The 20,771-nt window shown below is 68.2% G+C and carries 20 protein-coding genes; 13 read left to right on the top strand and 7 right to left on the bottom strand.

What is annotated here, in order from left to right; genetic code table 11:
- The first annotated feature begins 147 nt into the window (after positions 1 to 147).
- Together QP609_RS20450 and xth are read left to right on the top strand one after the other, a co-directional pair.
- Entirely contained in the window at positions 148 to 1,557 is a 1,410-nt protein-coding gene (locus QP609_RS20450) for a coniferyl aldehyde dehydrogenase (protein WP_197621025.1), read from the top strand.
- Between the two features lie 154 nt (positions 1,558 to 1,711).
- Entirely contained in the window at positions 1,712 to 2,479 is a 768-nt protein-coding gene (xth, locus tag QP609_RS20445) for an exodeoxyribonuclease III (protein ID WP_046433277.1), read from the top strand.
- A 72-nt stretch (positions 2,480 to 2,551) separates the two neighbouring features.
- Here the strand turns inward: xth and QP609_RS20440 are convergent, their stop codons facing one another.
- Positions 2,552 to 2,803, bottom strand: a complete 252-nt coding sequence (locus tag QP609_RS20440; protein WP_014648887.1) for a GlsB/YeaQ/YmgE family stress response membrane protein — start codon at positions 2,801 to 2,803, stop codon at positions 2,552 to 2,554.
- Positions 2,804 to 2,887: 84 nt separating this feature from the next.
- On the opposite strand from QP609_RS20440, the gene QP609_RS20435 reads away from it, so the two are divergent.
- The 9 genes from QP609_RS20435 to QP609_RS20395 all read left to right on the top strand — a co-directional run bounded on the left by QP609_RS20435 (position 2,888) and on the right by QP609_RS20395 (position 11,017).
- A complete protein-coding gene (locus tag QP609_RS20435) occupies positions 2,888 to 3,487 on the top strand; it encodes a 4'-phosphopantetheinyl transferase superfamily protein (RefSeq protein ID WP_046433275.1) in 600 nt (199 codons plus the stop codon).
- Positions 3,488 to 3,526: 39 nt separating this feature from the next.
- Positions 3,527 to 4,165: a 16S rRNA (guanine(527)-N(7))-methyltransferase RsmG gene (gene rsmG / locus QP609_RS20430; protein ID WP_014648885.1), complete on the top strand. Its 639-nt coding sequence runs from the start codon at positions 3,527 to 3,529 to the stop codon at positions 4,163 to 4,165.
- A 112-nt stretch (positions 4,166 to 4,277) separates the two neighbouring features.
- A complete protein-coding gene (locus tag QP609_RS20425) occupies positions 4,278 to 5,075 on the top strand; it encodes a ParA family protein (protein WP_014648884.1) in 798 nt (265 codons plus the stop codon).
- Positions 5,075 to 5,998 carry a ParB/RepB/Spo0J family partition protein gene (locus QP609_RS20420; RefSeq protein WP_014648883.1) on the top strand — a complete coding sequence of 308 codons (924 nt, stop codon included), beginning with the start codon at positions 5,075 to 5,077 and terminating at the stop codon, positions 5,996 to 5,998. The genes QP609_RS20425 and QP609_RS20420 overlap by 1 nt, the downstream gene beginning before the upstream one ends.
- Positions 5,999 to 6,124: 126 nt before the next feature.
- Positions 6,125 to 6,859, top strand: coding sequence for a suppressor of fused domain protein (locus QP609_RS20415; protein ID WP_041863971.1), 735 nt, complete (start codon positions 6,125 to 6,127; stop codon positions 6,857 to 6,859).
- 46 nt (positions 6,860 to 6,905) lie between these two features.
- On the top strand, positions 6,906 to 7,871 hold the full coding sequence (locus tag QP609_RS20410) for an NAD-dependent epimerase/dehydratase family protein (RefSeq protein ID WP_053494542.1): 966 nt from the start codon (positions 6,906 to 6,908) through the stop codon (positions 7,869 to 7,871).
- Positions 7,872 to 7,962: 91 nt separating this feature from the next.
- On the top strand, positions 7,963 to 8,685 hold the full coding sequence (locus QP609_RS20405) for a glycosyltransferase family 2 protein (RefSeq protein WP_005420380.1): 723 nt from the start codon (positions 7,963 to 7,965) through the stop codon (positions 8,683 to 8,685).
- Positions 8,685 to 9,032 (top strand): lipid-A-disaccharide synthase N-terminal domain-containing protein, encoded by a 348-nt coding sequence (locus QP609_RS20400; RefSeq protein WP_014648879.1) that lies wholly within the window; start codon positions 8,685 to 8,687, stop codon positions 9,030 to 9,032. Before QP609_RS20405 ends, QP609_RS20400 begins: the two co-directional genes overlap by 1 nt.
- Before the next feature lie 212 nt (positions 9,033 to 9,244).
- On the top strand, positions 9,245 to 11,017 hold the full coding sequence (locus QP609_RS20395; protein ID WP_197621026.1) for a DUF885 family protein: 1,773 nt from the start codon (positions 9,245 to 9,247) through the stop codon (positions 11,015 to 11,017).
- A 95-nt stretch (positions 11,018 to 11,112) separates the two neighbouring features.
- On the opposite strand, the gene QP609_RS20390 is transcribed toward QP609_RS20395, so the two are convergent.
- The 5 genes from QP609_RS20390 to QP609_RS20370 all read right to left on the bottom strand — a co-directional run bounded on the left by QP609_RS20390 (position 11,113) and on the right by QP609_RS20370 (position 17,807).
- Positions 11,113 to 14,322, bottom strand: coding sequence for a CusA/CzcA family heavy metal efflux RND transporter (locus tag QP609_RS20390; protein WP_049442091.1), 3,210 nt, complete (start codon positions 14,320 to 14,322; stop codon positions 11,113 to 11,115).
- A gap of 10 nt (positions 14,323 to 14,332) precedes the next feature.
- Complete coding sequence (locus QP609_RS20385; RefSeq protein WP_046433252.1) at positions 14,333 to 15,538, bottom strand: efflux RND transporter periplasmic adaptor subunit; 1,206 nt, start codon at positions 15,536 to 15,538, stop codon at positions 14,333 to 14,335.
- Positions 15,535 to 16,788, bottom strand: coding sequence for a TolC family protein (locus QP609_RS20380; RefSeq protein ID WP_049407169.1), 1,254 nt, complete (start codon positions 16,786 to 16,788; stop codon positions 15,535 to 15,537). The genes QP609_RS20385 and QP609_RS20380 overlap by 4 nt, the downstream gene beginning before the upstream one ends.
- Before the next feature lie 56 nt (positions 16,789 to 16,844).
- A complete protein-coding gene (locus QP609_RS20375) occupies positions 16,845 to 17,177 on the bottom strand; it encodes a hypothetical protein (protein ID WP_014648874.1) in 333 nt (110 codons plus the stop codon).
- A 240-nt stretch (positions 17,178 to 17,417) separates the two neighbouring features.
- Complete coding sequence (locus QP609_RS20370) at positions 17,418 to 17,807, bottom strand: RidA family protein (protein WP_014648873.1); 390 nt, start codon at positions 17,805 to 17,807, stop codon at positions 17,418 to 17,420.
- Between the two features lie 108 nt (positions 17,808 to 17,915).
- On the opposite strand from QP609_RS20370, the gene QP609_RS20365 reads away from it, so the two are divergent.
- Positions 17,916 to 18,809, top strand: coding sequence for a LysR family transcriptional regulator (locus tag QP609_RS20365; RefSeq protein WP_180835586.1), 894 nt, complete (start codon positions 17,916 to 17,918; stop codon positions 18,807 to 18,809).
- 146 nt (positions 18,810 to 18,955) lie between these two features.
- Positions 18,956 to 19,465, top strand: a complete 510-nt coding sequence (dnaQ, locus tag QP609_RS20360; RefSeq protein WP_014648871.1) for a DNA polymerase III subunit epsilon — start codon at positions 18,956 to 18,958, stop codon at positions 19,463 to 19,465.
- Positions 19,466 to 19,478: 13 nt separating this feature from the next.
- Here the strand turns inward: dnaQ and QP609_RS20355 are convergent, their stop codons facing one another.
- Positions 19,479 to 20,693 (bottom strand): glycosyltransferase, encoded by a 1,215-nt coding sequence (locus QP609_RS20355; RefSeq protein ID WP_197621028.1) that lies wholly within the window; start codon positions 20,691 to 20,693, stop codon positions 19,479 to 19,481.
- Positions 20,694 to 20,771 lie beyond the last annotated feature (78 nt).

The following is a 20,771-nucleotide window of genomic DNA, read 5'->3' as shown; positions in this document are numbered from 1 at the left end:
TGTTTTCTGCGCCGTGTCATTCCGGCGCGCATTACGGTAGTGCCGGCCGCTGGCCGGCAAGCTCATGAATCTCAGCAGACATCAGGCCGTTGCCGGCCAGCGGCCGGCACTACCATTGCGTTGCGCAGCACCCCGTATAGTCGGCCCATGACCACCACCACGCCGGCAGACCTTCCCGCCCTCCTGCACACCCTGCGCAGCGCCTGGCAGGCCCAGCGCCCGACGCTCGACCAGCGCGAAGCCGACCTGCGCCGCCTGCGCGAGGCATTGAAGCCGCGCCTGGACGAAATGGCCCAGGCCATCGCCGAGGACTTCGGGCATCGCGCCCACGTTGAATCGAAACTGGCCGATGGCATGAGTGTGCTGTCGGCCATCGACCACCTGCGGCGCCACCTGCGGCGCTGGTCGAAGCCGCAGCGCGTATCGGCCGGCTGGAAGCTGTGGCCGGCGCGCGCGCAGCTGCGGCCGACGCCGCTGGGCGTGGTCGGGGTGATCTCACCGTGGAACTACCCGGTCACGCTGGCGCTGGTGCCGTTGGCCACCGCGATTGCCGCCGGCAACCACGTGCTGCTCAAGCCCTCCGAACACACGCCGCGCACCAGCGCGTTCCTGGCCGATCTGCTGGCCAGCGTGTTCCCGCCCGATCGGGTGGCGGTGGTGCAGGGTGGGGCGGATGTGGCCGCAGCGGTGTCGTCGCTGCCGCTGGACCATCTGCTGTTCACCGGCTCGACGGCGGTTGGCCGCAAGGTGATGGCCGCCGCCGCTGAGCATCTGGTACCGGTCACACTGGAGCTGGGCGGCAAGTCGCCGGCGATTGTCTGTCGCGATTTCCCGCTGGACAAAGCCGCTGCGCGGCTGGCCACCGGCAAGTGGTTCAACGCGGGCCAGACCTGCATCGCGCCGGATTACGTGCTGATCGATACCGTTCGCCAGCGCGAATTCGTACAGGCGCTGCAGCAGCAGGTGCGCGAGCGCTATGGCGACTTCAGCGATGCCGACGACTACACCCGCATCATCAATGAAGGTCAGTACCGGCGCCTGCAGGGCTATCTGGCACAGGCGCGGCAACGCGGGGTGCCGGTGATTCCGTTGGCGCAGGTGGATGACGCGCGCGCCGACCGCGAGCGCCTGCTGGTGCCGACCGTGGTGCTGGACCCGCCGGACGACCTGGACCTGATGCGCGAGGAGATCTTCGGCCCGATCCTGCCGGTGCGGGCCTACCCGGATCTGGACGCCGCGCTGGGCGACGTGCTGTCCCGCGACCGGCCGCTGGCGCTGTATCCCTTCAGCCACGACACGGCGACGGTGGAGCGCATCCTTGGCCAGGTGGTGGCCGGTGGGGTGACGGTGAATGACACGCTGCTGCACTTCGCCGCCGATGGCCTGCCGTTTGGCGGGGTAGGGGCCAGCGGCATGGGCGCGTACCACGGCCGCGCCGGGTTCGATGCGATGAGCAAGCGGCTGCCGGTGCTGTGGCAGTCGCGCTGGGCGGCCAGCGACCGGCTGCGGCCGCCGTATTCGAGGATTGCGGGGTTGTTGCGGTTCCTGCTGCGATGAAGCCACGCATGGCGTGGCTCCACTTGATTCAGGGCCTGATTCTTCTGTAGAGCCGAGCCCACGCTCGGCTGCTCTTGGCTGGTCCAGGCAGACACAGCCGAGCGTGGGCTCGGCTCTACAAGGCAACCCAAGCCCACCCGGGTAGAATGCCCCCATGAAGATCGCCTCGTGGAACGTCAATTCGCTCAATGTCCGCCTGCCGCACCTGGAGCAGTGGCTCAAGGACTTCGGCCCGGACATCGTCGGCATCCAGGAAACCAAGCTGGAGGACCACAAGTTCCCCGATTCGGCGCTGATCGCCGCGGGCTACCGCAGCGTGTTCGCCGGCCAGAAGACCTACAACGGCGTGGCGCTGCTGTCGCGTGAGCCGGCGCAGGACGTGCAGATCGGCATTCCCGGTTTCGAGGACGAGCAGAAGCGCGTCATCGCCGGCACCTTCGGCGACCTGCGGGTGATCAACCTGTACGTGGTCAACGGCCAGGACATCGGTACCGACAAGTACGACTACAAGCTGCGCTGGCTGGAAGCGGTGCATGCCTGGATCGCCGGAGAACTGCAGCGCCACCCGAAGCTGATCGTGATGGGCGACTTCAACATCGCCCCGGACGCGCGCGACGTGCACGACCCGGCGGTGTGGAACGACAACCACATCCTGACCTCCACCGCCGAGCGCGGCGCATTGAACAAGCTGCTGCAGCTGGGCCTGCACGATGGCTTCCGCCTGCACAACGACGAGGCGGGTACCTTCAGCTGGTGGGACTACCGTGCCGCCGGCTTCCGCCGCAACCTGGGCCTGCGCATCGACCTGACCCTGGTCTCCGATGCGCTGAAGGGCAGTGCGGTGGCCTCGGGCATCGACCGCGAGCCGCGCACCTGGGAACGCCCGAGTGACCATGCGCCGGCCTGGGTGCAGATCGGTTGAACGAACAGGGCCCGACGATTGCCGGGCCCGTTCTGGAACATCTGCCGGCCAGTGGCCGGCACTACCCTCAGATCACCGTATGCTCTTGCGGGTGAACAGGTTGACGATCGCCAGCAGGATCACCGCACCGATCAGCGAGAACAGGAAGGTGCGGAGGGTGATCGCTTCGTTGATGCCGCCGCCGAACAGCCAGCCGGAAATCAGCGCGCCGACGATGCCGACCACGATGTTGAGGATGATGCCCTGCTGGGCATCGCGCTTCATGATGATGCTGGCCAGCCAGCCTACGATGCCGCCGACGATCAGCCAGATGATGATGCCCATGATCGAACCTCCGGTGGGGAACTGTGACCAGTTGACGCGCAGGGCTGTGAACCCGTCGTGGAATTGCGTGATGGGCGTGTGCGCATGAGCCTGCCAGCCACCCTCGATGGCCCCTGGCGCTTCGGTCCGGTGACGGTCTGGCGGCGCCCGCATGTGCCGGGCCAGCGTGGTGAACCGCAGGCGCGGCAGGTGCTGGCGCAGGCATTGGGCGCCGACCCGCAGACGCTGCCGCTGGTCCGTGATGACAAGGGCCGGCCGGAACTGAGCGGCCCGTTGGCCCACTACGGCACCGGCTGGAGCCACAGCGGCGAGGTGCTGCTGGTGGCGCTGGGCGAAGGCGTGCGGCTGGGCGTGGACCTGGAGCTGCTGCGGCCGCGACCGCGCCTGCTGGAAATCGTGCGGCGCTTCTTCCACCCGCAGGAGGTGGCCTGGCTGGAACGCCTGGATGAGGCCGGGCGCGAGCACTGGTTCTTCCGCGTGTGGTGCGTCAAGGAGGCTATCCTCAAGGCGCATGGGCAGGGCATCTCGTTCGGCCTGCACCGCCTGCAGCTGGCGCCCGGGCCCGATGGCGCCCTGCACCTGCGCTGGTGCGACCCGGAACTGGGCGAGGCCGCACGCTGGCACCTGCACGAGTGGCAGGCCAGCGGCCAGTTCCGCGCCGCATTGGCCTGGTATCCACACTGAAGCGGGGAATCGGCGCGCAAAACCGGCGATAATGCCGGCATGAGCGAACACCCACTTCCCGCCAGCGTGTCTGCCACGCTGGAACAGGGCCTGGCCAGCATGGGCCTGGACGCCGCGCTGGCGCCGCCGTTGCTGCGCTACCTGGCCCTGCTGCACCGCTGGAACGGCACCTACAACCTCACCGCCATCCGCGACCCGCAGGAGATGGTCACCCGCCACCTGCTCGACTCGCTGGCGATGCAGCCGTTCGTGGCCGACGGCAGCCTGGCCGACCTTGGCACCGGCCCCGGGCTGCCCGGCATCCCGCTGGCGATCGCCTGCCCGGGCCTGCAGGTCACCCTGGTCGAGAGCAACGGCAAGAAGGCGCGCTTCATGCGCGAAGCCGTGCGCCAGCTCGGCCTGGGCAACGCCCGCGTGGCCGAGTCGCGCGCCGAGGCGCTGGACGAGGCCGGCCGCTACGACCAGCTGACCGCGCGCGCGATGGACACCCTGGCCGGCATCGTCCGCGTCGGTGGCCACCTGCTGCGCCCCGGCGGCGTACTGCTGGCCATGAAGGGCGTCTACCCGCATGAGGAGATCGCGGACCTGCCGGCGGGCTGGCAGGTGCGTGAGGTGACCCCGTTGAGCGTGCCCGGCCTGGCCGGCGAACGCCACCTGGTCACTGTTACAGGCCCCTGATTCCCGCCGCCAGCCCCTTGTGGAACAACGGGTTGGCGATCCACGATTTCCGCAAGGGGCCGGTTGTACGCATAATGACCGGTCCCAGCACACGTCGACGAGGCACACCCGCATGGCCCGCATCATCGCCATCGCCAACCAGAAGGGTGGCGTCGGCAAGACCACGACCGCCGTCAACCTGGCCGCTTCCCTGGCCAACGCACCCAAGCGCGTGCTGTTGGTCGACCTGGATTCGCAGGGCAACGCGACCATGGGCAGTGGCGTGGACAAACGCGAGCTGGCCGCCTCCACCTGTGACCTGCTGCTCGGCGAGAACAGCGCTGCCGATGTACGCGTGCAGACTGCCGAGGGTTACGACCTGCTGCCCGGCAATATCGACCTGACCGCCGCCGAGATCCAGCTGATGGGCCAGAGCGAGCGCGAGCAGCGCCTGAAGCGCGCGCTGGCGCCGATCCGCGACGAGTACGACTACATCCTGATCGACTGCCCGCCGGCGCTGTCGCTGCTGACGCTCAACGCGCTGGCCGCCGCCGACTCGGTGATCGTGCCGATGCAGTGCGAGTACTACGCGCTGGAAGGCCTGAGCGCGCTGGTGGAAACCATCGAAGCGCTGCGCACCAGCCTGAACCCGGCGCTGGAGATCGAAGGCGTGCTGCGCACCATGTTCGACGTGCGCAACAACCTGGCCAACGCAGTGTCGGCCGAGCTCACCGAGCACTTCGGCGACCGCGTGTTCCGCACCATCGTGCCGCGCAACGTGCGCCTGGCCGAGGCACCCAGCCATGGCCAGAGCATCGTCGGCTACGACCGCGCCTCGCGCGGTGGCGTGGCCTACCTGGGCCTGGCCGGCGAGATCATCCGCCGCAACAACGAACGCAACAAGGCCGGCAAGGCCGTGGAGATCGTCTGATGACCAGCAGCAAGCCGGCAGCCAAGAAGCGAGGCCTCGGCCGTGGCCTGGATGCGCTGTTGGGCCCGAAAGGCGCGGTCAGCCAGGTGCAGGCCACCACCGCGGTGATCGAGCCGCTGCCGGGGGAAGTGCTGCGCAAGTTGCCGGTCGGCCAGCTGCAGCCGGGCAAGTACCAGCCGCGCCGCGAGATGGACGAGGGCAAGCTGTCCGAGTTGGCCGACTCGATCAAGTCGCAGGGCGTGATCCAGCCGATCCTGGTGCGCCAGCTGCCGGCAGGCAACTACGAAATCGTCGCCGGTGAACGCCGTTGGCGCGCATCGCAGCTGGCCGGCCTGGACGAAGTGCCGGTGGTGGTGCGCGAGCTGGAAGACCGCACCGTCATCGCGATGGCGCTGATCGAGAACATCCAGCGCGAAGACCTCAATCCGCTGGAAGAAGCCGAGGCGCTGCAGCGCCTGATCAGCGAGTTCACCCTGACCCATGCCGAGGCCGCCGAGGCCGTCGGCCGCTCGCGCGCGGCGGTGTCCAACCTGCTGCGCCTGCTGGAGCTGCCGGTGGCGATCCGCCTGCTGCTGGAAACCCGCCGCCTGGAAATGGGCCACGCCCGCGCGCTGCTGACCCTGGCTCCCGAGCTGGCTGGCAAGCTGGCCCAGGAAGCAGCCGATGAAGGCTGGTCGGTGCGCGAGGTCGAGCGCCGTGCGCAGGCCTTCGCCGCCGGCAAGGTGCCGAGCAACCGCCCGGCGGCCACGCCGAAGGTGCAGCAGGCTGATATCGCCTCGCTGGAGACCGAACTGTCCGAAGCATTGGGCGCCAAGGTGGCGATCAATCATGGCCGCGGTGGCAAGGGCAAGCTGATCATCCACTACACCGACCTGGATACCCTGGACGGCGTGCTGGAAAAGCTGCGCACGCGCCAGGGCTGAGCCCGGCGCAGTGACAGTGGCGCGGCCCGTTCCTGCCGTGTCCCGCCAATGACAGGGAACGTACCGCCGCGCGCGCCGAGGGAATGCACTGCCTTCCGGTCCGTGGCCTCATCCAGGGAGCAGGACATGAGCAACGAATACGAGGACGTCAGCCCGGACGGCACCCAGATACTGGTACATCGCCGCGAAAAGGACTTCGTGCTCGCCACCGGCGAAGAACGCCACATCGAGGCGATCAGCGCCCACCTCGAACGCCATCTGGGCCCGGTATCCGGTGTCTTCCACGAGATCATCTCCGACCTGGTGCACATTGACGTGCACGTGGTGCCGGCCAATGGCCACTGCCCTTACCTGCGCCTGGTCACCTCCGGCATGAGCGACCTGCCGATGACCGTGCCCGCCGAGGTGGACGCGGACGTGCCGCGCTACATGGAACTGATGGTGACCCTGCCGGCGGACTGGCCCATCTCCCAGGACGCCTTCGAGGACGAGCGCAATTACTGGCCGGTGCGCCTGCTGAAGGGCATGGCGCGGTTGCCGCACGAGTACGACACCTGGCTGGGCTTCGGCCACACCATTCCCAACGGCCATCCCAGCGAGCCCTATGCGCCGGGCGTGGGCTTCGACGGTGCCATCGTGCTGACGCCGGTAACCACCCCGGAGGACTTTGCCACGCTGGAACTGGACGACGGCAAGACCATCAGCTTCATGAGCCTGGTCCCGCTGTACCCCGAAGAGATGGACCTGAAGCTGAGGAAGGGCGCCGAGGCGCTGCTCGACCGCTTCGACGCGAAGAAGATCCAGGATGTAATCGAACCCGGCCGCACCAACGTGGCGAAGAAGCGTTTCGGTTTGTTCTGAGACCGGTAACATCAGGGGCCTGAACTTCGTTTCCAGGCCCCCTGCCATGACCATCCTGCTCACCGGCGCTGCCGGCTTCATCGGTGCCTACACCGCCCGCGCACTGCTGGAGGCCGGCCAGGCCGTGGTCGGCCTGGACAACTTCAACGATTACTACGACCCGCAGATCAAGCGCGACCGCGTGGCCGCGCTGTGCCCGTCGCTGGACCTGCGCGCGCTGGACCTGACCGACCGCGAGGGCCTGGCTGCGCTGTTCGATGAAGTGCAGCCGACGGCGGTGATCCATCTGGCCGCCCAGGCCGGCGTGCGCTATTCGCTGGAAAACCCGCACGCCTACGTCGACAGCAACCTGGTCGGCTTCGTCAACATGCTCGAACTGTGCCGCCACCGTGGCGTGCAGCACCTGGTGTATGCCTCCAGCAGCTCGGTCTACGGCGATTCGGCCACGCCGCCGTTCTCCGAGGACCAGCGCGTAGACCAGCCGCGTTCGCTGTACGCGGCGACCAAGGCGGCCAATGAGCTGATGGCCCATACCTACGCGCAGCTGTACGGCCTGCATGCCACCGGCCTGCGCTTCTTCACCGTGTATGGCCCGTGGGGCCGGCCGGACATGGCACCGCTGCTGTTCTCCCGCGCGGTGCTGGCCGGGCGGCCGATCGACGTGTTCAACGAGGGCCGCATGCAGCGCGATTTCACACATGTCTCCGACATTGTGTCCGGTATCCTCGGCGCCCTCGCGCATCCGGCCGACGGCCCGGTGCCGCACCGGGTGTTCAACCTCGGCAACCATACGCCGGTCGAGCTGGAGCGCTTCATCAGCGTGATCGAGCAGGCCGCCGGCCGCCCCGCGCAGAAGGTGTACAAGCCCATGCAGCCCGGCGACATGGTGCGCACGATGGCCGATACCCGGCGCGCACATGACGCTTTCGGCTTCGATGCGGTGACCCCGATCGAAGAAGGCCTGCCGCCTGTGGTGCAGTGGTGCCGCGAGTATTTTGGCGATCGCGCCTGAGGATGGATCCTCACGCCGCGGGGTTCATCTTCGGATAACCTCGGCAGCGGAGAATGCGCGGTCTTTGTCCCCCCCTTTGGCCGAGTGCCTTATGAGCCAACCCGAGCTTTCCGTTGTCGTCCCGGTATTCAACGAGCGCGACAATGTCGCCCCGCTGGTCGCCGAAATCACCGCCGCGCTGCGTGGCCGGCTGCCGTTCGAAATCGTCTACATCGACGATCACTCGCGCGATGACACCCTGGCGGTGCTGCAGGGACTGAAGGCGACCACCCCGGAACTGCGCGTGCTGCACCATGTGAACCAGAGCGGGCAGAGCACCGCGGTGCGCACCGGCGTCAAGCACGCGCGCGCGCCGTGGATCGCGACCCTGGATGGCGATGGCCAGAACGATCCGGCCGATATCCCCAAGCTGCTCGCCGCACGCGACGCCGCCGAGGCGCAGGTGAAGCTGTTCGCCGGCTGGCGCGTCAACCGCCAGGACAGCGGCAGCAAGCGCTGGGCCAGCAAATGGGCCAACGCCATCCGTGCACGCATGCTGCGCGACGATACGCCCGATACCGGCTGCGGCATCAAGCTGTTCGAACGCAGCGCGTTCCTCGACCTGCCGTACTTCGACCACATGCACCGCTACCTGCCGGCGCTGATGCAGCGCGCCGGCTGGAAGACCACCAGCGTGCCGGTCAACCACCGCCACCGTACCGCTGGCGTGTCCAAGTACAACAACCTCGGCCGCGCGCTGGTCGGCATCCGCGACCTGCGTGGCGTGGCCTGGCTGATCACCCGCAGCAAGCGCACCGCGGTGGAGGAGCGCTGATGGATCTGGAGCTGCATTGGCTCGACCAGCCGCTGACCTGGCTGTACTGGACCGGCCTGCACGTGACCGGCTGGAAGCTGATCGGCTATACCGGCGCGCTGATGTTCGGCGGCCGCTGGCTGGTCCAGTTCGTCGCGTCCAAGCGCGCCGGCAAGCCGGTGATCCCGCGCCTGTTCTGGTACATGAGCGTGCTCGGCAGCCTGATGACGCTGAGCTACTTCCTGTTCTCGGCCAAGCAGGACTCGGTGGGCGTGCTGCAGAACCTGTTCCCGGCGTTCACCGCGCTGTACAGCCTGCACCTGGACATCAAGCACCGCGGCTGGAAGCGCGACAAGGCCAGCCACTGAGGCCCCGGGGTCGGATCCCTTTTCATGGGAAAGGGCTCTGACCCCGTCCGGATCACCCTGTCCGGATCCGCGGCGCATCCACGCATGACGTGGGTCTACTGCGTACCTGGCTACCGGGGCCCCGGTCTGCTGCGCAGGCAGGACCTTCGTCCCATGCCACGGGCGATGGGGGGTGCCATGATCGGGGTCTGCCTTCCCGGGAACCTGTGCTCGTGAAAACCCGTCTTGCCGTTGCCCTGCTGATCGCCCTGTCCGCCCCCGCCGTGGCCCTGGCCGCGCCGCCCGCCACCGCCGCACCGTCCGGCGTGGCCACTGAATCGCCCGCCGACGCCGCCTTCCGCGCGCTGTACGAGAAGGAATGGAAGTGGCGCCAGCAGGGCGGTGGCGAGGCCAGCGAGGACGAGGACGCCCCGGCCAACGCCACCCGCATGCCCGACGTCGGCCCGGCCGCGCAGCAGGCGCGCCTGAAGGTGTGGGATGAGACCCTGGCCGCGCTGAAGAAGATCGACCCGAAGACCCTGTCGGCCGACAACCAGGTCAACTACGCGATCTACCACGACCAGGTGTTCAACCTGGCCGAAGAGACGCGCCTGCGCGGCTACGAGATGCCGTTCAACGCCGATTCCTCGTTCTGGTCCAACCTGTCCTTCATGGCCCGGCGCGAGATGAAGACCGTGCAGGACTACCAGAACTACATCGCACGCCTGAATGATGTACCGCGCTACTTCGGCCAGCAGACCGAGAACATGCGCGCCGGCCTGAAGCGTGGTTTCAGCGTGCCGCGCGCGGTGCTCGATGGCCGCGAAGTGTCCATCGCCACCGTCGCCGAGCTGAAGGACCCGACCGAGTCGCCGCTGTACGCGCCGTTCAAGAAGCTGCCCACCACCATCCCGGCCGCCGAGCAGGCCAGGCTGCAGGCGCAGGCGCGCGCGGCGATCAGCGGCAAGGTGGTGCCGGCGTTCCAGCAGCTGCGCACCTTCTTCGTCAACGAGTACGTGCCGCAGGCGCGTACCACCCTGGCCGCCGAAGCGATGCCCGATGGCAAGGCGTACTACCGGCAGCAGATCCACGAGTACACCACGCTGGACCTGTCGCCGGACGAGATCCACCGCATCGGCCTGGATGAGGTCGAGCGCATCCAGAAGGAAATGAACGACATCATCAAGCAGGTGAAGTTCAAGGGCAGCTTTGCCGAGTTCCTGACCTTCCTGCGTACCGATCCGCAGTTCTATGCAAAGACACCGGAAGAGCTGCTGTCGCGTGCCGCGTGGATCTCCAAGCGGGCGGACGGCCAGCTGGGCAAGTACATGACGTTGCCGCGCGCGCGCTTCACCATCGTGCCGGTGCCGCCAGACATCGCACCGTTCTGGACGGCCGGCCGCGGTGGCATGGGCACCTACTGGCTCAACACCTACAACCTGCCGTCGCGCCCGCTGTACAACCTGCCGGCGCTGACCCTGCATGAATCCGATCCGGGCCACTCGCTGCAGGGCGCGATCGCCGCCGAGCAGAAGAACCTGCCGGAGTTCCGCCGCAACGCCTACATCTCCGCCTATGGCGAAGGCTGGGCGCTGTACTGCGAGAAGCTGGGCGTGGAGATGGGCATCTACGAAACCCCGTACGAGGATTTCGGCCGCCTGACCTACGAGATGTGGCGTGCCGCGCGCCTGGTGATCGACACCGGCGTGCACAGCAAGGGCTGGACCCGCGAGCAGGCGTTGGCCTACCTGCGTGACCACACCGCGCTGAGCGAGCATGAAGTGACCACCGAGGTGGACCGCTACATCTCCTGGCCTGGCCAGGCGCTGAGCTACAAGCTGGGCGAGATCGCCATCGTGCGCCTGCGTGCGCAGGCCGAGAAGGAGCTGGGCGACAAGTTCGACATCAAGGGCTTCCACGACACCCTGCTCAAGCAGGGCTCGGTGCCGCTGCCGGTGCTGGAACAGCAGATCCAGGCCTACATCGCCGAGCGCAAGAAGGCCTGACCGTGCAAGGGTAGTGCCGGCCGCTGGCCGGCAACCCGACCCGGTCACGGGGTCGGATCCCTTTCCTGTGGAAAGGGCTCCGACCCCCTCTCGCCTCACCCCACCGGCCGCGGCTTGGCCACCCGTGCTGCGAAGGTCGGCAGCACCAGCAGGGTCAGCACGGTGGCGGTGATCAGGCCACCGATCACCACCGTGGCCAGCGGCTTCTGCACCTCCGCACCGGAACCGCTGGCAATCGCCATCGGGATGAAGCCGACGATCGCCACCAGCGCCGTGGTCAGCACCGCGCGGATGCGGCTGGAGGCACCGTTGATTGCTGCCTGCAGCGGCAGGTCGCCGGCGTCCAGGCGTTCGCGGATCGCCTGCATCAGCACCAGGCCGTTCAACGTGGCCACGCCGGAGACGGCGATGAAGCCAACTGCCGCCGATACCGAGAACGGCATGCCTCGCAGCAGCAGCGCGAGGATGCCACCGACCAGCGCCAACGGCACGCAGCTGAACACCAGAATGGCTTCCTTGCCGCTGCGCAGGGCCATGAACAGCAGGCTGCCGATCAGCAGGAACACCACCGGCACCACGGTTGCCAACCGCTTCTCCGCGCGCTGCAGGTTCTCGAACTGACCGCCCCAGGTCAGGTAGGCGCCCGGCGGCAGCGCCACGTCGGCCACCGCGGCCTGCGCCTCGCCGACGAAGCCGCCCAGATCGCGACCGCGCACGTTGGCCTGCACCACCACGCGGCGGCTGCCGTTGTTGCGGCTGATCTGGTTCGGCCCTTCGCTCACGGTAATGCGCGCCACCGACGACAACGGAATCACGAGCCCCGATGGCGTGGCGATCGGCAGCGAGGCCAGCTGGTCCGGATCGTTGCGCGAGGCATCGTCCAGGCGCACCACCACGTTGAAGCGGCGGTCGCCTTCGAAGATCTTGCCGGCCGTGGTACCGCCGATGCCGGTGGACAGCGCATCACTCACATCTGCAGCGCTCAACCCGTACTGTGCCGCCGCCACGTGGTCGATCGCCACGTTGAGCGTGGGCAGGCCGGAGATCTGTTCCACCCGCACGTCGGCCGCGCCATCCACCGCACGCAGCTTCAACGCCACCTGGTCGGCCACCTTCTGCAGCTGGCTGAAGTCATCACCGAAGATCATTACGGCCAGGTCGGTACGCACGCCGGAAATCAGTTCGTTGAAGCGCAGCTCGATCGGCTGGCTGAACTCGAAGCTGTTGCCCAGCTGCTGCCCGGCCAGTTTCTCGAAGCGCGCCACCAGTGCGTCCTTGGCCAGCGTCGGATCGGGCCAGTCCTTGCGTGGCTTCAACACGATCACGCTGTCGGAAATGTTGGTCGGCATCGGGTCGATCGCCGCCTCGGCGGTACCGGTGCGCGAGAACACGGTTTCCACTTCCGGCTGCTTGGCAATCGCCTTTTCCAGCGCCAGCTGCATTGCCAGTGACTGCTCCAGCGAGGTCGATGGCACGCGCAGGGCCTGCATCGCCACGTTGCCTTCATCCAGGGTCGGCATGAACTCGCGGCCCAGCAGCGAGAACGCGCCGATGCCCACCACCACCATCATCACCGCACCGGCCAGCACCGTGCGCGGGTGCGCCACGGCCTTGCGCACCACCGGTTCGATGCGCGCACGCAGCACGCGGATCAGCCTGGTTTCGTGCTCGCCGTCGTCCGCGTGCGCATCGCCGTCCTTCACCTTGGGCTCGCGCACCAGCAGCGCGGCCATCGCCGGCACGAAGGTGAAGGAAAACAGGAAGGCACCGACCAGGGCCAGCATGAACGTGGCCGCCATCGGGTGGAACGTCTTGCCCTCCACGCCCTCCAGCGTGAGGATCGGCGCGAACACCAGCAGGATGATCAGCTGGCCGAAGGCCGCAGGGCGCGCCATCTTAATGGCCGAATCGGCGGCTACGCGCAGGCGTTCCATCGCGGTCAGCGCACGGCCCAGTTCGGCGCGGCGCTGGCCCAGCATCAGCAGTGTCGACTCGACCACGATCACCGCACCGTCCACCAGGATGCCGAAGTCCAGCGCACCCAGGCTCATCAGGTTGCCACTGATGCCGAAGCGGTTCATACCGATCACTGCGAACAGGAACGACAGCGGAATCACCAGCGCGGTGATCGTTGCCGCACGCAGGTTGCCCAGCAGCAGGAACAGCACCACCACCACCAGCAGCGCGCCCTCGGTGAGGTTCCTGGCGACGGTCTTGATGGTGGAATTGACCAGCACGCTGCGGTCCAGCACCGGTGCCGCCACGATGTCGGCCGGCAGTGACTTGTTTACCTGTTCCAGGCGCGCGGCCGCTGCCTGGGCCACGGTGCGGCTGTTGCCACCGGCAATCATCAGCGCGGTGCCCAGCACGGCTTCATGGCCGTTGCGGCTGGCCGCACCCAGCCGCGGCGCGCGGCTCAGTTCCACCGTGGCCACATCGGCTACGCGTACCACCACGCCATTGCGGGTCGCCACCGGGGCCTGTGCCAGGTCGTCGGTGGTCAGCGCCAGGCCGTCGGCACGTACCACCAGGCCCTCGCCGGCACGCTGTACGAAGCCGGCACCGGCCTGCACGTTGGAACGCTGCAGCGCAGTGACCAGGTCGGCCAGGCCGAGGCCATGCGCGGCCAGTCTGGCGCTGTCCGGATGCACGCCGTATTCCTTCACGTAGCCGCCGACCGTATCGACGCCGGCCAGCCCCGGGCTGGAACGCATCTGCGGCGCGATGATCCAGTCCTGCACGGTGCGCAGGTAGGTCGCACGTTCTTCGGGCGTACGCAGCAGGTTGCCTTCCGGTGTGCGGTAGACCTCGCCGGCCTGCCAGCCCGCTTCATCGGGTTTGGCCAGTTTGGCCGGATCGAACGCGGTGAAGTCCACCGTCCACATCAGCACCTCGCCAAGGCCGGTGGTGACCGGCGACAGCATCGGTGATGCACCATCGGGCAGGTCTTCCGATGCCTCGCGCATGCGTTCGGCCACCTGCTGGCGGGCGAAGTAGATGTCGGTGGCATCGGTGAAGATCGCGGTGACCTGCGAGAAACCATTGCGCGACAGCGAACGCGTGGTGGTCAGGCCGGGAATGCCGGCCAGCGCGGTTTCCAGCGGATAGGTCACCTGCCGCTCGATCTGCTCCGGTGTCAGCGCCGGTGCCACCGTGTTGATCTGTACCTGACGGTTGGTGATGTCCGGCACCGCGTCGATCGGCAGCTTGCCCAGCTGGAACAGGCCCACCGCGGCGATCAGTGCGGCCATGAACACCACCAGCCAGCGGTGGCGCACCGCTGTTTCAATGATCAGCTTGAACATGGTCGCCTCCTCAGTGGCCGTGCTCGGCTTCGCCCTTGGCCAGCTCGGCCTTGAGCAGGAAGGCATTGGCACCGACGATGCGCTCGCTGCCGGTCAGCCCAGCGAGGATCTCGATGCGGTCACCGGCACGGCGCCCGGCCAGCACCGGCTGCGCCTTGAAGCCACCTTCGACGGCGACAAACACCGCGCTGCTGCCATCAACGTTCTGCACTGCATCGGCCGGGACGCTGAGCGAACCGTCCTGGCCTTCGGTGACCACCACGGCCGAGACCGGCGAACCGGCCGGCGGCAGCGACGCATCCACCGGGGTGGCGCGGATCACCGCGACGCCGCCCTGCTGGCGCACATCGGCGGCCGAACCGGTGACGGTGGCGGTGAAGCTGCCACCCGGCACGCTCACTTCCAGCGTCATGCCGGGCGTGACCTGTGCGGCCAGCGCCGGCGGTGCGGTGAACACCAGCTCGTTCATTGTAGGGTCGGCGACATCGGCGACTGCACTGCCGGCGGCGACTACACCGCCCGGAGTGACCTGCACGTTGCCGACGATGCCGGCCACCGGGCTGGTGATGCGCACGCGGCCACTGGCATCGGGCGCACCGTTGGCAGCGGCCTGGGCCTGCGCGGCAGCGGCCTGGGCCTGTGCCGCCAGCGACCGTGCGCGCGAGGTTTCCATCTCCTGGCGGGCGACCACGCCCTGGTCGACCAGCGCCTTGTCGCGACCATAGGCCAGGCGCGCGGCCTCGGCCTCGGCCGAGGCGGCCAGCGCATTGGCGCGGAACACCGCCGCTTCGCCGCTGACCACGATCGCCAGTGCCTGGTTCTGCTTCACCGCGGTGCCCGGTGCGACCAGCACGCGTTCGACGCGGCCGGTCACGGTCGACGCCACCGAGGCGCGTGCACCGACCGACGGTTCGACCCGGCCGGACAAGCGCGTGGAGCTACCGCCACCACGACCGACCGCGACCACTTCGATACCGGACGCCTTGATCTGCTCAGGAGTCAGCTGCACGACACCCTCATCGCCATCGGCGGGCGCCTTTGCGGATTCGGCCTTGGCCGCCTTGCTGTCGGCGGCATGGCCGTGGCCATCGTCGGTGCCGGCCTTGGCCGCAGCCGGGTCTTCATTGGCAGGTGTCTGCGCGTTGCCAGCGCAGCCGGCCAGCAGCGCGGCCAGCAGCACGCCGCCGATCAGCGGGAAAGTACGGGAGAGCGTCATGGGACCTCCACAAAAGGTGCGCGCCCTTCAAGGCGGGCAAGATCGATTTCCGCGGCGACGCGCGACAGGCGCGCATCCACGGCGGTGCCGCGGGCGGCGATGAGGGCGCTGCGCGTGCTGCGCAGTTCCAGCTGCGAGATGCGCCCGGCGTCGAAGCCGATGCGGGCCAGGCGATACGCCTCTTCGGCGGCGACCACGCTTTCATCGGCGGCGCGGGTACGGCTGCCGGCGGCCTTCAAACCGGCCACTGCGGAGAGGCGTGCCGCCTCGCTGTCGCGGCGCTGCTGGTCCAGGCGTGCCTCGGCCGCGCGCTGGTCGGCATTGGCGGCGCGTATGCCCCCGCGGTTGCGGTCGAACAGCGGGATGCTGAGGCTGACCCCGAGGTTGTAGGCGCGCTCGCCCCCCTCGCGGAAGCGGGTCTGCGCGGCAGTGACGCTCAGGTCGGGCAGGGCGCGCTTGCGCTCCACGTCGACCAGCTTGCCCGCCGCATCCGCTTCGGCTTCGGCGATGCGCACCGCCAGCGCGGTATCGGTGGCACCGCGTGGCAACGGCGGCGCGCGGTCGAGCAGGCTGTCGCCGATCGACTGCACCGGCGCATCCAGCAGCGCGGCACCGGCCAGGCGGGCCAGCGCGGCATCGCGGAAGGCCTGCGCCTCATCCAGCGCGGCGCTGGCGTTGGCGACTTCGCTCTGCGCCTGCACGGCGCGCAGCTGCGGCTCGCGGCCCTGCTTGACCATCGCGTTGACCGCGTTGGCGTCAGCGCGGGTGAGGCTCAGTGCTTCTTCGGCCAGGGTGTAGCGGCGCAGTGCACTTTCCGCCTGTGCATAGACCACCGCCAGCTGGCTGGCCACGTCGCTGCGGCTTTGGGCACCACGCAGGTTGGCGGCCTGTGCCTCGGCACGGGCGGCACGGACACGCGCGCCACGCTGGCCCCAGACCTCCAGCGGCTGGGACAGGGTGAGCACGGTATCGGCCTTGCCCATGCCGCCATAGGAGCCGGTGCCCCAGGCGTTTTCGGCGGAGTAAGAGAGGGAAGGGTTGGGCAACGCACGGGCCTGGTCGGCGCGCGCGTCGGCGGCCTCGGCCAGCGCCGCACCGACGCGGGTGCCGGGCAGCTGGTCCAGGCGTTCAAGCAGGGTGTCGTAGGAAGGGGCGGCTTGCGCCATCACCGATGCCGCCGGGGCCAGGCCCAGCAACACGGCGACGACCCGCCCGGCCGCACGCAGCGGCCGACGTGTCAGGGTCGACATGAAGAATTTCCGGAGGTGAGGGGAACCGAAGCCCGCGAATGCGGGACGCGCTCAACTCACGCCCGGGGAGGACGCGTCAGTTCATCCTGGGCGACCGCATAGGTCGCCGCGTCGCCGGCATTCATCCAGCGCGCCGGAAGCGGCGCACCGAAGGCGGCGAAGGTACTGGCCGGCAGGCTCAGATTGGAGTGGTGGCAGTGGTTGTGGCCACAGGCACCGACGTGCTTGCCGTCGGCATCGCCATCGGCATCCGGTGCGGACTCCACATGCACCGTGCTGGCATGCGGTTCCACCGTGCAGGCCAGCGCGTCGGCCACCGGCACGACCACGAATGCCGCCATCAGCAGCATCAGCAGGGTCGAACGGAGGTGGCGGGTGATCCAGCGCATGGACGGCAGGCTAGCAAGCGGTTTTCGCCGGATACAATATCAATGGACGCTTCGGGAATTCGTCGGAATCTCCCGTTCAGCTGGGCCGGGCGCGGGGTCGGATCCCTTTCCTCCGGAAAGGGCTCTGACCCCACCACATCGTTCGGGTGCGCCGCGCACATGTGCTCTGGTAGGTGTCGACCTTGGTCGACACGCTTTTCGACCCCACCGCGTTGCCGCCAGCGGCCGGCACTACCCGTATCACGGCAGCTTCGCGATCACCTTGATCTCGAACTGGAACCCATACAGCCAGGTCACGCCGATACCGGTCAGGGTCGGGTGCGGCGCCTCGCCCCAATACTCCGGCACGATTGCCCAGGCCTTCTCAAAGTTCTTCTCTGGATCGACCAGGAACACGGTCACGTCGATCACGTCATCGAACGTGCAGCCGGCAGCAGCCAACACCGCATTGAGATTCTCGAAAGCGCGGCGCACCTGCGTTTCGAAGTCTGGCTCGGGCGAGCCGTCCTCACGGCTGCCGACCTGGCCGGATACGAACAGGAAGCCGTTGGAACGGATCGCAGGCGAGTAGCGGTTGCGCTCGTACAGGGCCTGGCGGCCGGCGGGGAAAACGACATCACGCTGTGACATGGGGAAGATCCCGTGGGAGAGAACGCCATCCTCCCCGTCAGCGCTGTCTGGATAAACCGCGATGATCGGCCTAGATTGATTGTCAATTCCAAACAATCATGGCCCGCCATGGACCGTTTCGAGGCGATGCGGGCCTTTGCCCGGGTGGTGGAAACCGGCAGCTTCACCCGCGCCGCGCAGACCCTGCAGATCAGCCGCACCACGGCCACCCAGCTGGTGCAGCAACTGGAGGCACACCTGCGGCTGCGCCTGCTCAACCGCACCACGCGCCGGGTCAGCGTCACCGCCGACGGCGCGGCCTACTACCCGCGCATCGCCCGCCTGCTGGCCGAGCTGGAAGAAGTGGAGGGCGGGCTGGGCGACGCGGCCACCCAGCCGCGCGGGCGGCTGCGCGTGGATGTGCCCGGGCCCTACGCGCGGCTGCGGCTGGTGCCGGCGCTGCCGGACTTCCAGGCGCGCTACCCGGAGATCCAGCTGGACATCGGCGTGAGTGACCGCGAAGTCGATGTCATCGCCGACAACGTTGACTGCGTGATCCGGGGTGGCACCCCGGCCGACCCGGCGATGGTAGCGCGGCCGCTGGCGGCGCTGCCGATCGGCTTCCACGCAAGCCCCGACTATGTGCAGCGTTTCGGCCTGCCGACCGATCCGCGCGCGCTGCAAGGGCCCGATCACCACATGGTTGGCTTCCTCAGCCCGCGCAGTGGCCGCGCACGCGTGTTCGTTGCACAGCGCGGCGATGAACGCGTTGAGGTGCAGGGCCGCTATACGGTCGGCTTCGATGATGGAAACGCCTATCTGGCCGCTGCGTTGGCGGGGTTGGGCGTGGTGGCGCTGCCCAGCTACATGGCCGAGCCGCACGTGGCGCGCGGCGAGCTGTTGCCGGTGTTGCCGGACTGGCAGCTGCCGCCGATGCCGATGCATGTGATGTTCCCGCCGAACCGGCACATGAGCCAGCGGCTGCGGGTGTTCATCGATTGGGTGGTGGAGGCGTTGGGTTGATCGCGCGCGCGCATCTGTAGAGCCGAGCCCACGCTCGGCTGCTTCTGGCATCACCAAGCCCGCGCTACGCGCGCCAGCCGAGCGTGGGCCCGGCTCTACCGGCATGCGAAAATCACTACAGCACGTAACAGGAAACATCGCCACGCATGAGTCGCATCGTCGCACTGGATACCGAAACCACCGGCATCTCCCACCGCCTGGGGCACCGGGTGATCGAAATCGGTGCCGTCGAACTGATCGATGGCCAGCTCACCGGCCGCCAGTTCCACACCTACCTGCAGCCGCAGCGCAGGGTCGACTGGGGTGCACAGCGCGTGCATGGCATCAGTGATGCGATGCTGGTGGGCAAGCCACTGTTTTCCAGCAAGGCTGCTGAACTGCTCGACTTCCTGCGCGGCAGCGAGATGGTCGCGCACAACGCCACCTTCGATGTGGGCTTCCTGGACAACGAGCTGCGTCTGTCCGGTATCCCCGGCACGCTGGCCCAGCACTGCCGCATCACCTGCAGCCTGAAGCTGGCGCGCGGGCGCTGGCCCGGCCAGGGCAACAAGCTGGATGATGTGCTGCAGCGCCTGCGCATTCCCAGCCAGCGCGGCCTGCACGGCGCGCTCAAGGATGCCCATCTGCTGGCGCAGGTGATTCCGCACCTGCGCTGAGGCCTGGCCGCTGTTACACCGGCCGCAACCAGCGCTCGATCATCGCCACGCCACGTGCCACCCCGTCCTCATGGCCCATCGCCACGCCCAGGGCTGCCGCGCGTGCGCGTGTTGCGTCGGTTTCAACGAAGGTGATGGCTGCCGCCAGCGTTGCTGCATCCAGTCGCTTCGATGACAACGGTGCCGGTGCCACGCCCAACCGATACAGGCGATCGGCCCAGAAGAACTGATCCGCGGCGAACGGCATCACCAGCGAGGGAATGCCGGCGCGGCAGGCCGAATGCGTGGTGCCGCTGCCACCATGGTGGATGGCGAGTGCGCAATGCGGGAACAGTGCTTCGTGTGGCGTCGGGCCGAGCACGAACACATCTGCTGGCAGCGCACCCGTCGGCAATCCGGCCCACCCTGGAAACAGCAGCACCCGGCGCGGTGCCAGCGCCTGCAGCAGGGCCGGCAGTACGCGCTCGCGATCGAATCCGGTCATGCTGCCAAAGCCCAGATAGACTGGCGGCGGCCCGGCATCGAGGAAGGCCTGCAGATCGGCCGGCGGCGTCCAGGGCGCATCAGGAAGCCGCCATTGGCCACAGGCGATGTGGTCGGCCGGCCAGTCCGCCGGTGGCGGCAGCAGCTGCGGCGAGATGCCATAGAGCATCGGCAGGTCGGACCACAGCGCGCGACGCGGCGATTGCCCCAGTTGCTGGCGTGCCGCGTTGATCGGCCGACGGAACTGGCGCCAGATCAGGCCGTTGACCCACCCGTAGCTGGCCCGGTTCAACCAGCCCGGCGAGCGTCCGGGTGGCAGGAACGGAGAGCGGAAGGCCCGCGTCGGGGTCAGCGGAATCATGCCGGTGCCGATGACCGGCAGACCCCGACGTTCGCCCACGCTCATGCCGACAAGGGCCGCCAGTCCGCCGGTCAGAATCGCATCGCAGCCTTCGGCGGCGGCATCGGCCTGGCGCATCCAGCCGCTGACATGCTGCAGCGCCATCCGTGCCAGACCGGTACTGGCGGCGGCAACACCGTTGCCCCGCGAGACAAGGGCGACCACTTCGTCATGGATGTCACCCTCAAGGGCCGCGTGGGGCACATCCAGGGCCTGCGCGCTGCCCAGGGTGCCGCCATCGGCCAGCAGTGTCACCGCGTGGCCTGCGCTGATCAGCCCATGGCAGAGCATGGCGAGCGGACGCGTATCGCCTTCGGTTCCGTAGGTCAGGGCCAGCAGCCGCATGGAAAGCTCCGCAGTGATCCGGGCCAGTATGCCGGTTGGCGAAGTCCCCCCGCCCCGCCGGTCCAGTCCCCGCCTGTG

This window comes from Stenotrophomonas sp. 8(2023) (genome assembly GCF_030345295.1).
Taxonomy (GTDB): domain Bacteria; phylum Pseudomonadota; class Gammaproteobacteria; order Xanthomonadales; family Xanthomonadaceae; genus Stenotrophomonas; species Stenotrophomonas muris.
Note: the sequence above shows the minus strand (reverse complement) of the source record. Positions and strands in the feature narration are given on the sequence as shown.

Bases quoted from the DNA above. Each gene is read 5' to 3' on its own strand.
- QP609_RS20450 (WP_197621025.1), top strand. From the start codon at position 148: ATGACCACCACCACGCCGGCAGACCTTCCCGCCCTCCTGCACACCCTG.
- xth (WP_046433277.1), top strand. From the start codon at position 1,712: ATGAAGATCGCCTCGTGGAACGTCAATTCGCTCAATGTCCGCCTGCCG.
- QP609_RS20440 (WP_014648887.1), bottom strand. From the start codon at position 2,803: ATGGGCATCATCATCTGGCTGATCGTCGGCGGCATCGTAGGCTGGCTG.
- QP609_RS20435 (WP_046433275.1), top strand. From the start codon at position 2,888: ATGAGCCTGCCAGCCACCCTCGATGGCCCCTGGCGCTTCGGTCCGGTG.
- rsmG (WP_014648885.1), top strand. From the start codon at position 3,527: ATGAGCGAACACCCACTTCCCGCCAGCGTGTCTGCCACGCTGGAACAG.
- QP609_RS20425 (WP_014648884.1), top strand. From the start codon at position 4,278: ATGGCCCGCATCATCGCCATCGCCAACCAGAAGGGTGGCGTCGGCAAG.
- QP609_RS20420 (WP_014648883.1), top strand. From the start codon at position 5,075: ATGACCAGCAGCAAGCCGGCAGCCAAGAAGCGAGGCCTCGGCCGTGGC.
- QP609_RS20415 (WP_041863971.1), top strand. From the start codon at position 6,125: ATGAGCAACGAATACGAGGACGTCAGCCCGGACGGCACCCAGATACTG.
- QP609_RS20410 (WP_053494542.1), top strand. From the start codon at position 6,906: ATGACCATCCTGCTCACCGGCGCTGCCGGCTTCATCGGTGCCTACACC.
- QP609_RS20405 (WP_005420380.1), top strand. From the start codon at position 7,963: ATGAGCCAACCCGAGCTTTCCGTTGTCGTCCCGGTATTCAACGAGCGC.
- QP609_RS20400 (WP_014648879.1), top strand. From the start codon at position 8,685: ATGGATCTGGAGCTGCATTGGCTCGACCAGCCGCTGACCTGGCTGTAC.
- QP609_RS20390 (WP_049442091.1), bottom strand. From the start codon at position 14,322: ATGTTCAAGCTGATCATTGAAACAGCGGTGCGCCACCGCTGGCTGGTG.
- QP609_RS20385 (WP_046433252.1), bottom strand. From the start codon at position 15,538: ATGACGCTCTCCCGTACTTTCCCGCTGATCGGCGGCGTGCTGCTGGCC.
- QP609_RS20380 (WP_049407169.1), bottom strand. From the start codon at position 16,788: ATGTCGACCCTGACACGTCGGCCGCTGCGTGCGGCCGGGCGGGTCGTC.
- QP609_RS20375 (WP_014648874.1), bottom strand. From the start codon at position 17,177: ATGCGCTGGATCACCCGCCACCTCCGTTCGACCCTGCTGATGCTGCTG.
- QP609_RS20370 (WP_014648873.1), bottom strand. From the start codon at position 17,807: ATGTCACAGCGTGATGTCGTTTTCCCCGCCGGCCGCCAGGCCCTGTAC.
- QP609_RS20365 (WP_180835586.1), top strand. From the start codon at position 17,916: ATGGACCGTTTCGAGGCGATGCGGGCCTTTGCCCGGGTGGTGGAAACC.
- dnaQ (WP_014648871.1), top strand. From the start codon at position 18,956: ATGAGTCGCATCGTCGCACTGGATACCGAAACCACCGGCATCTCCCAC.
- QP609_RS20355 (WP_197621028.1), bottom strand. From the start codon at position 20,693: ATGCGGCTGCTGGCCCTGACCTACGGAACCGAAGGCGATACGCGTCCG.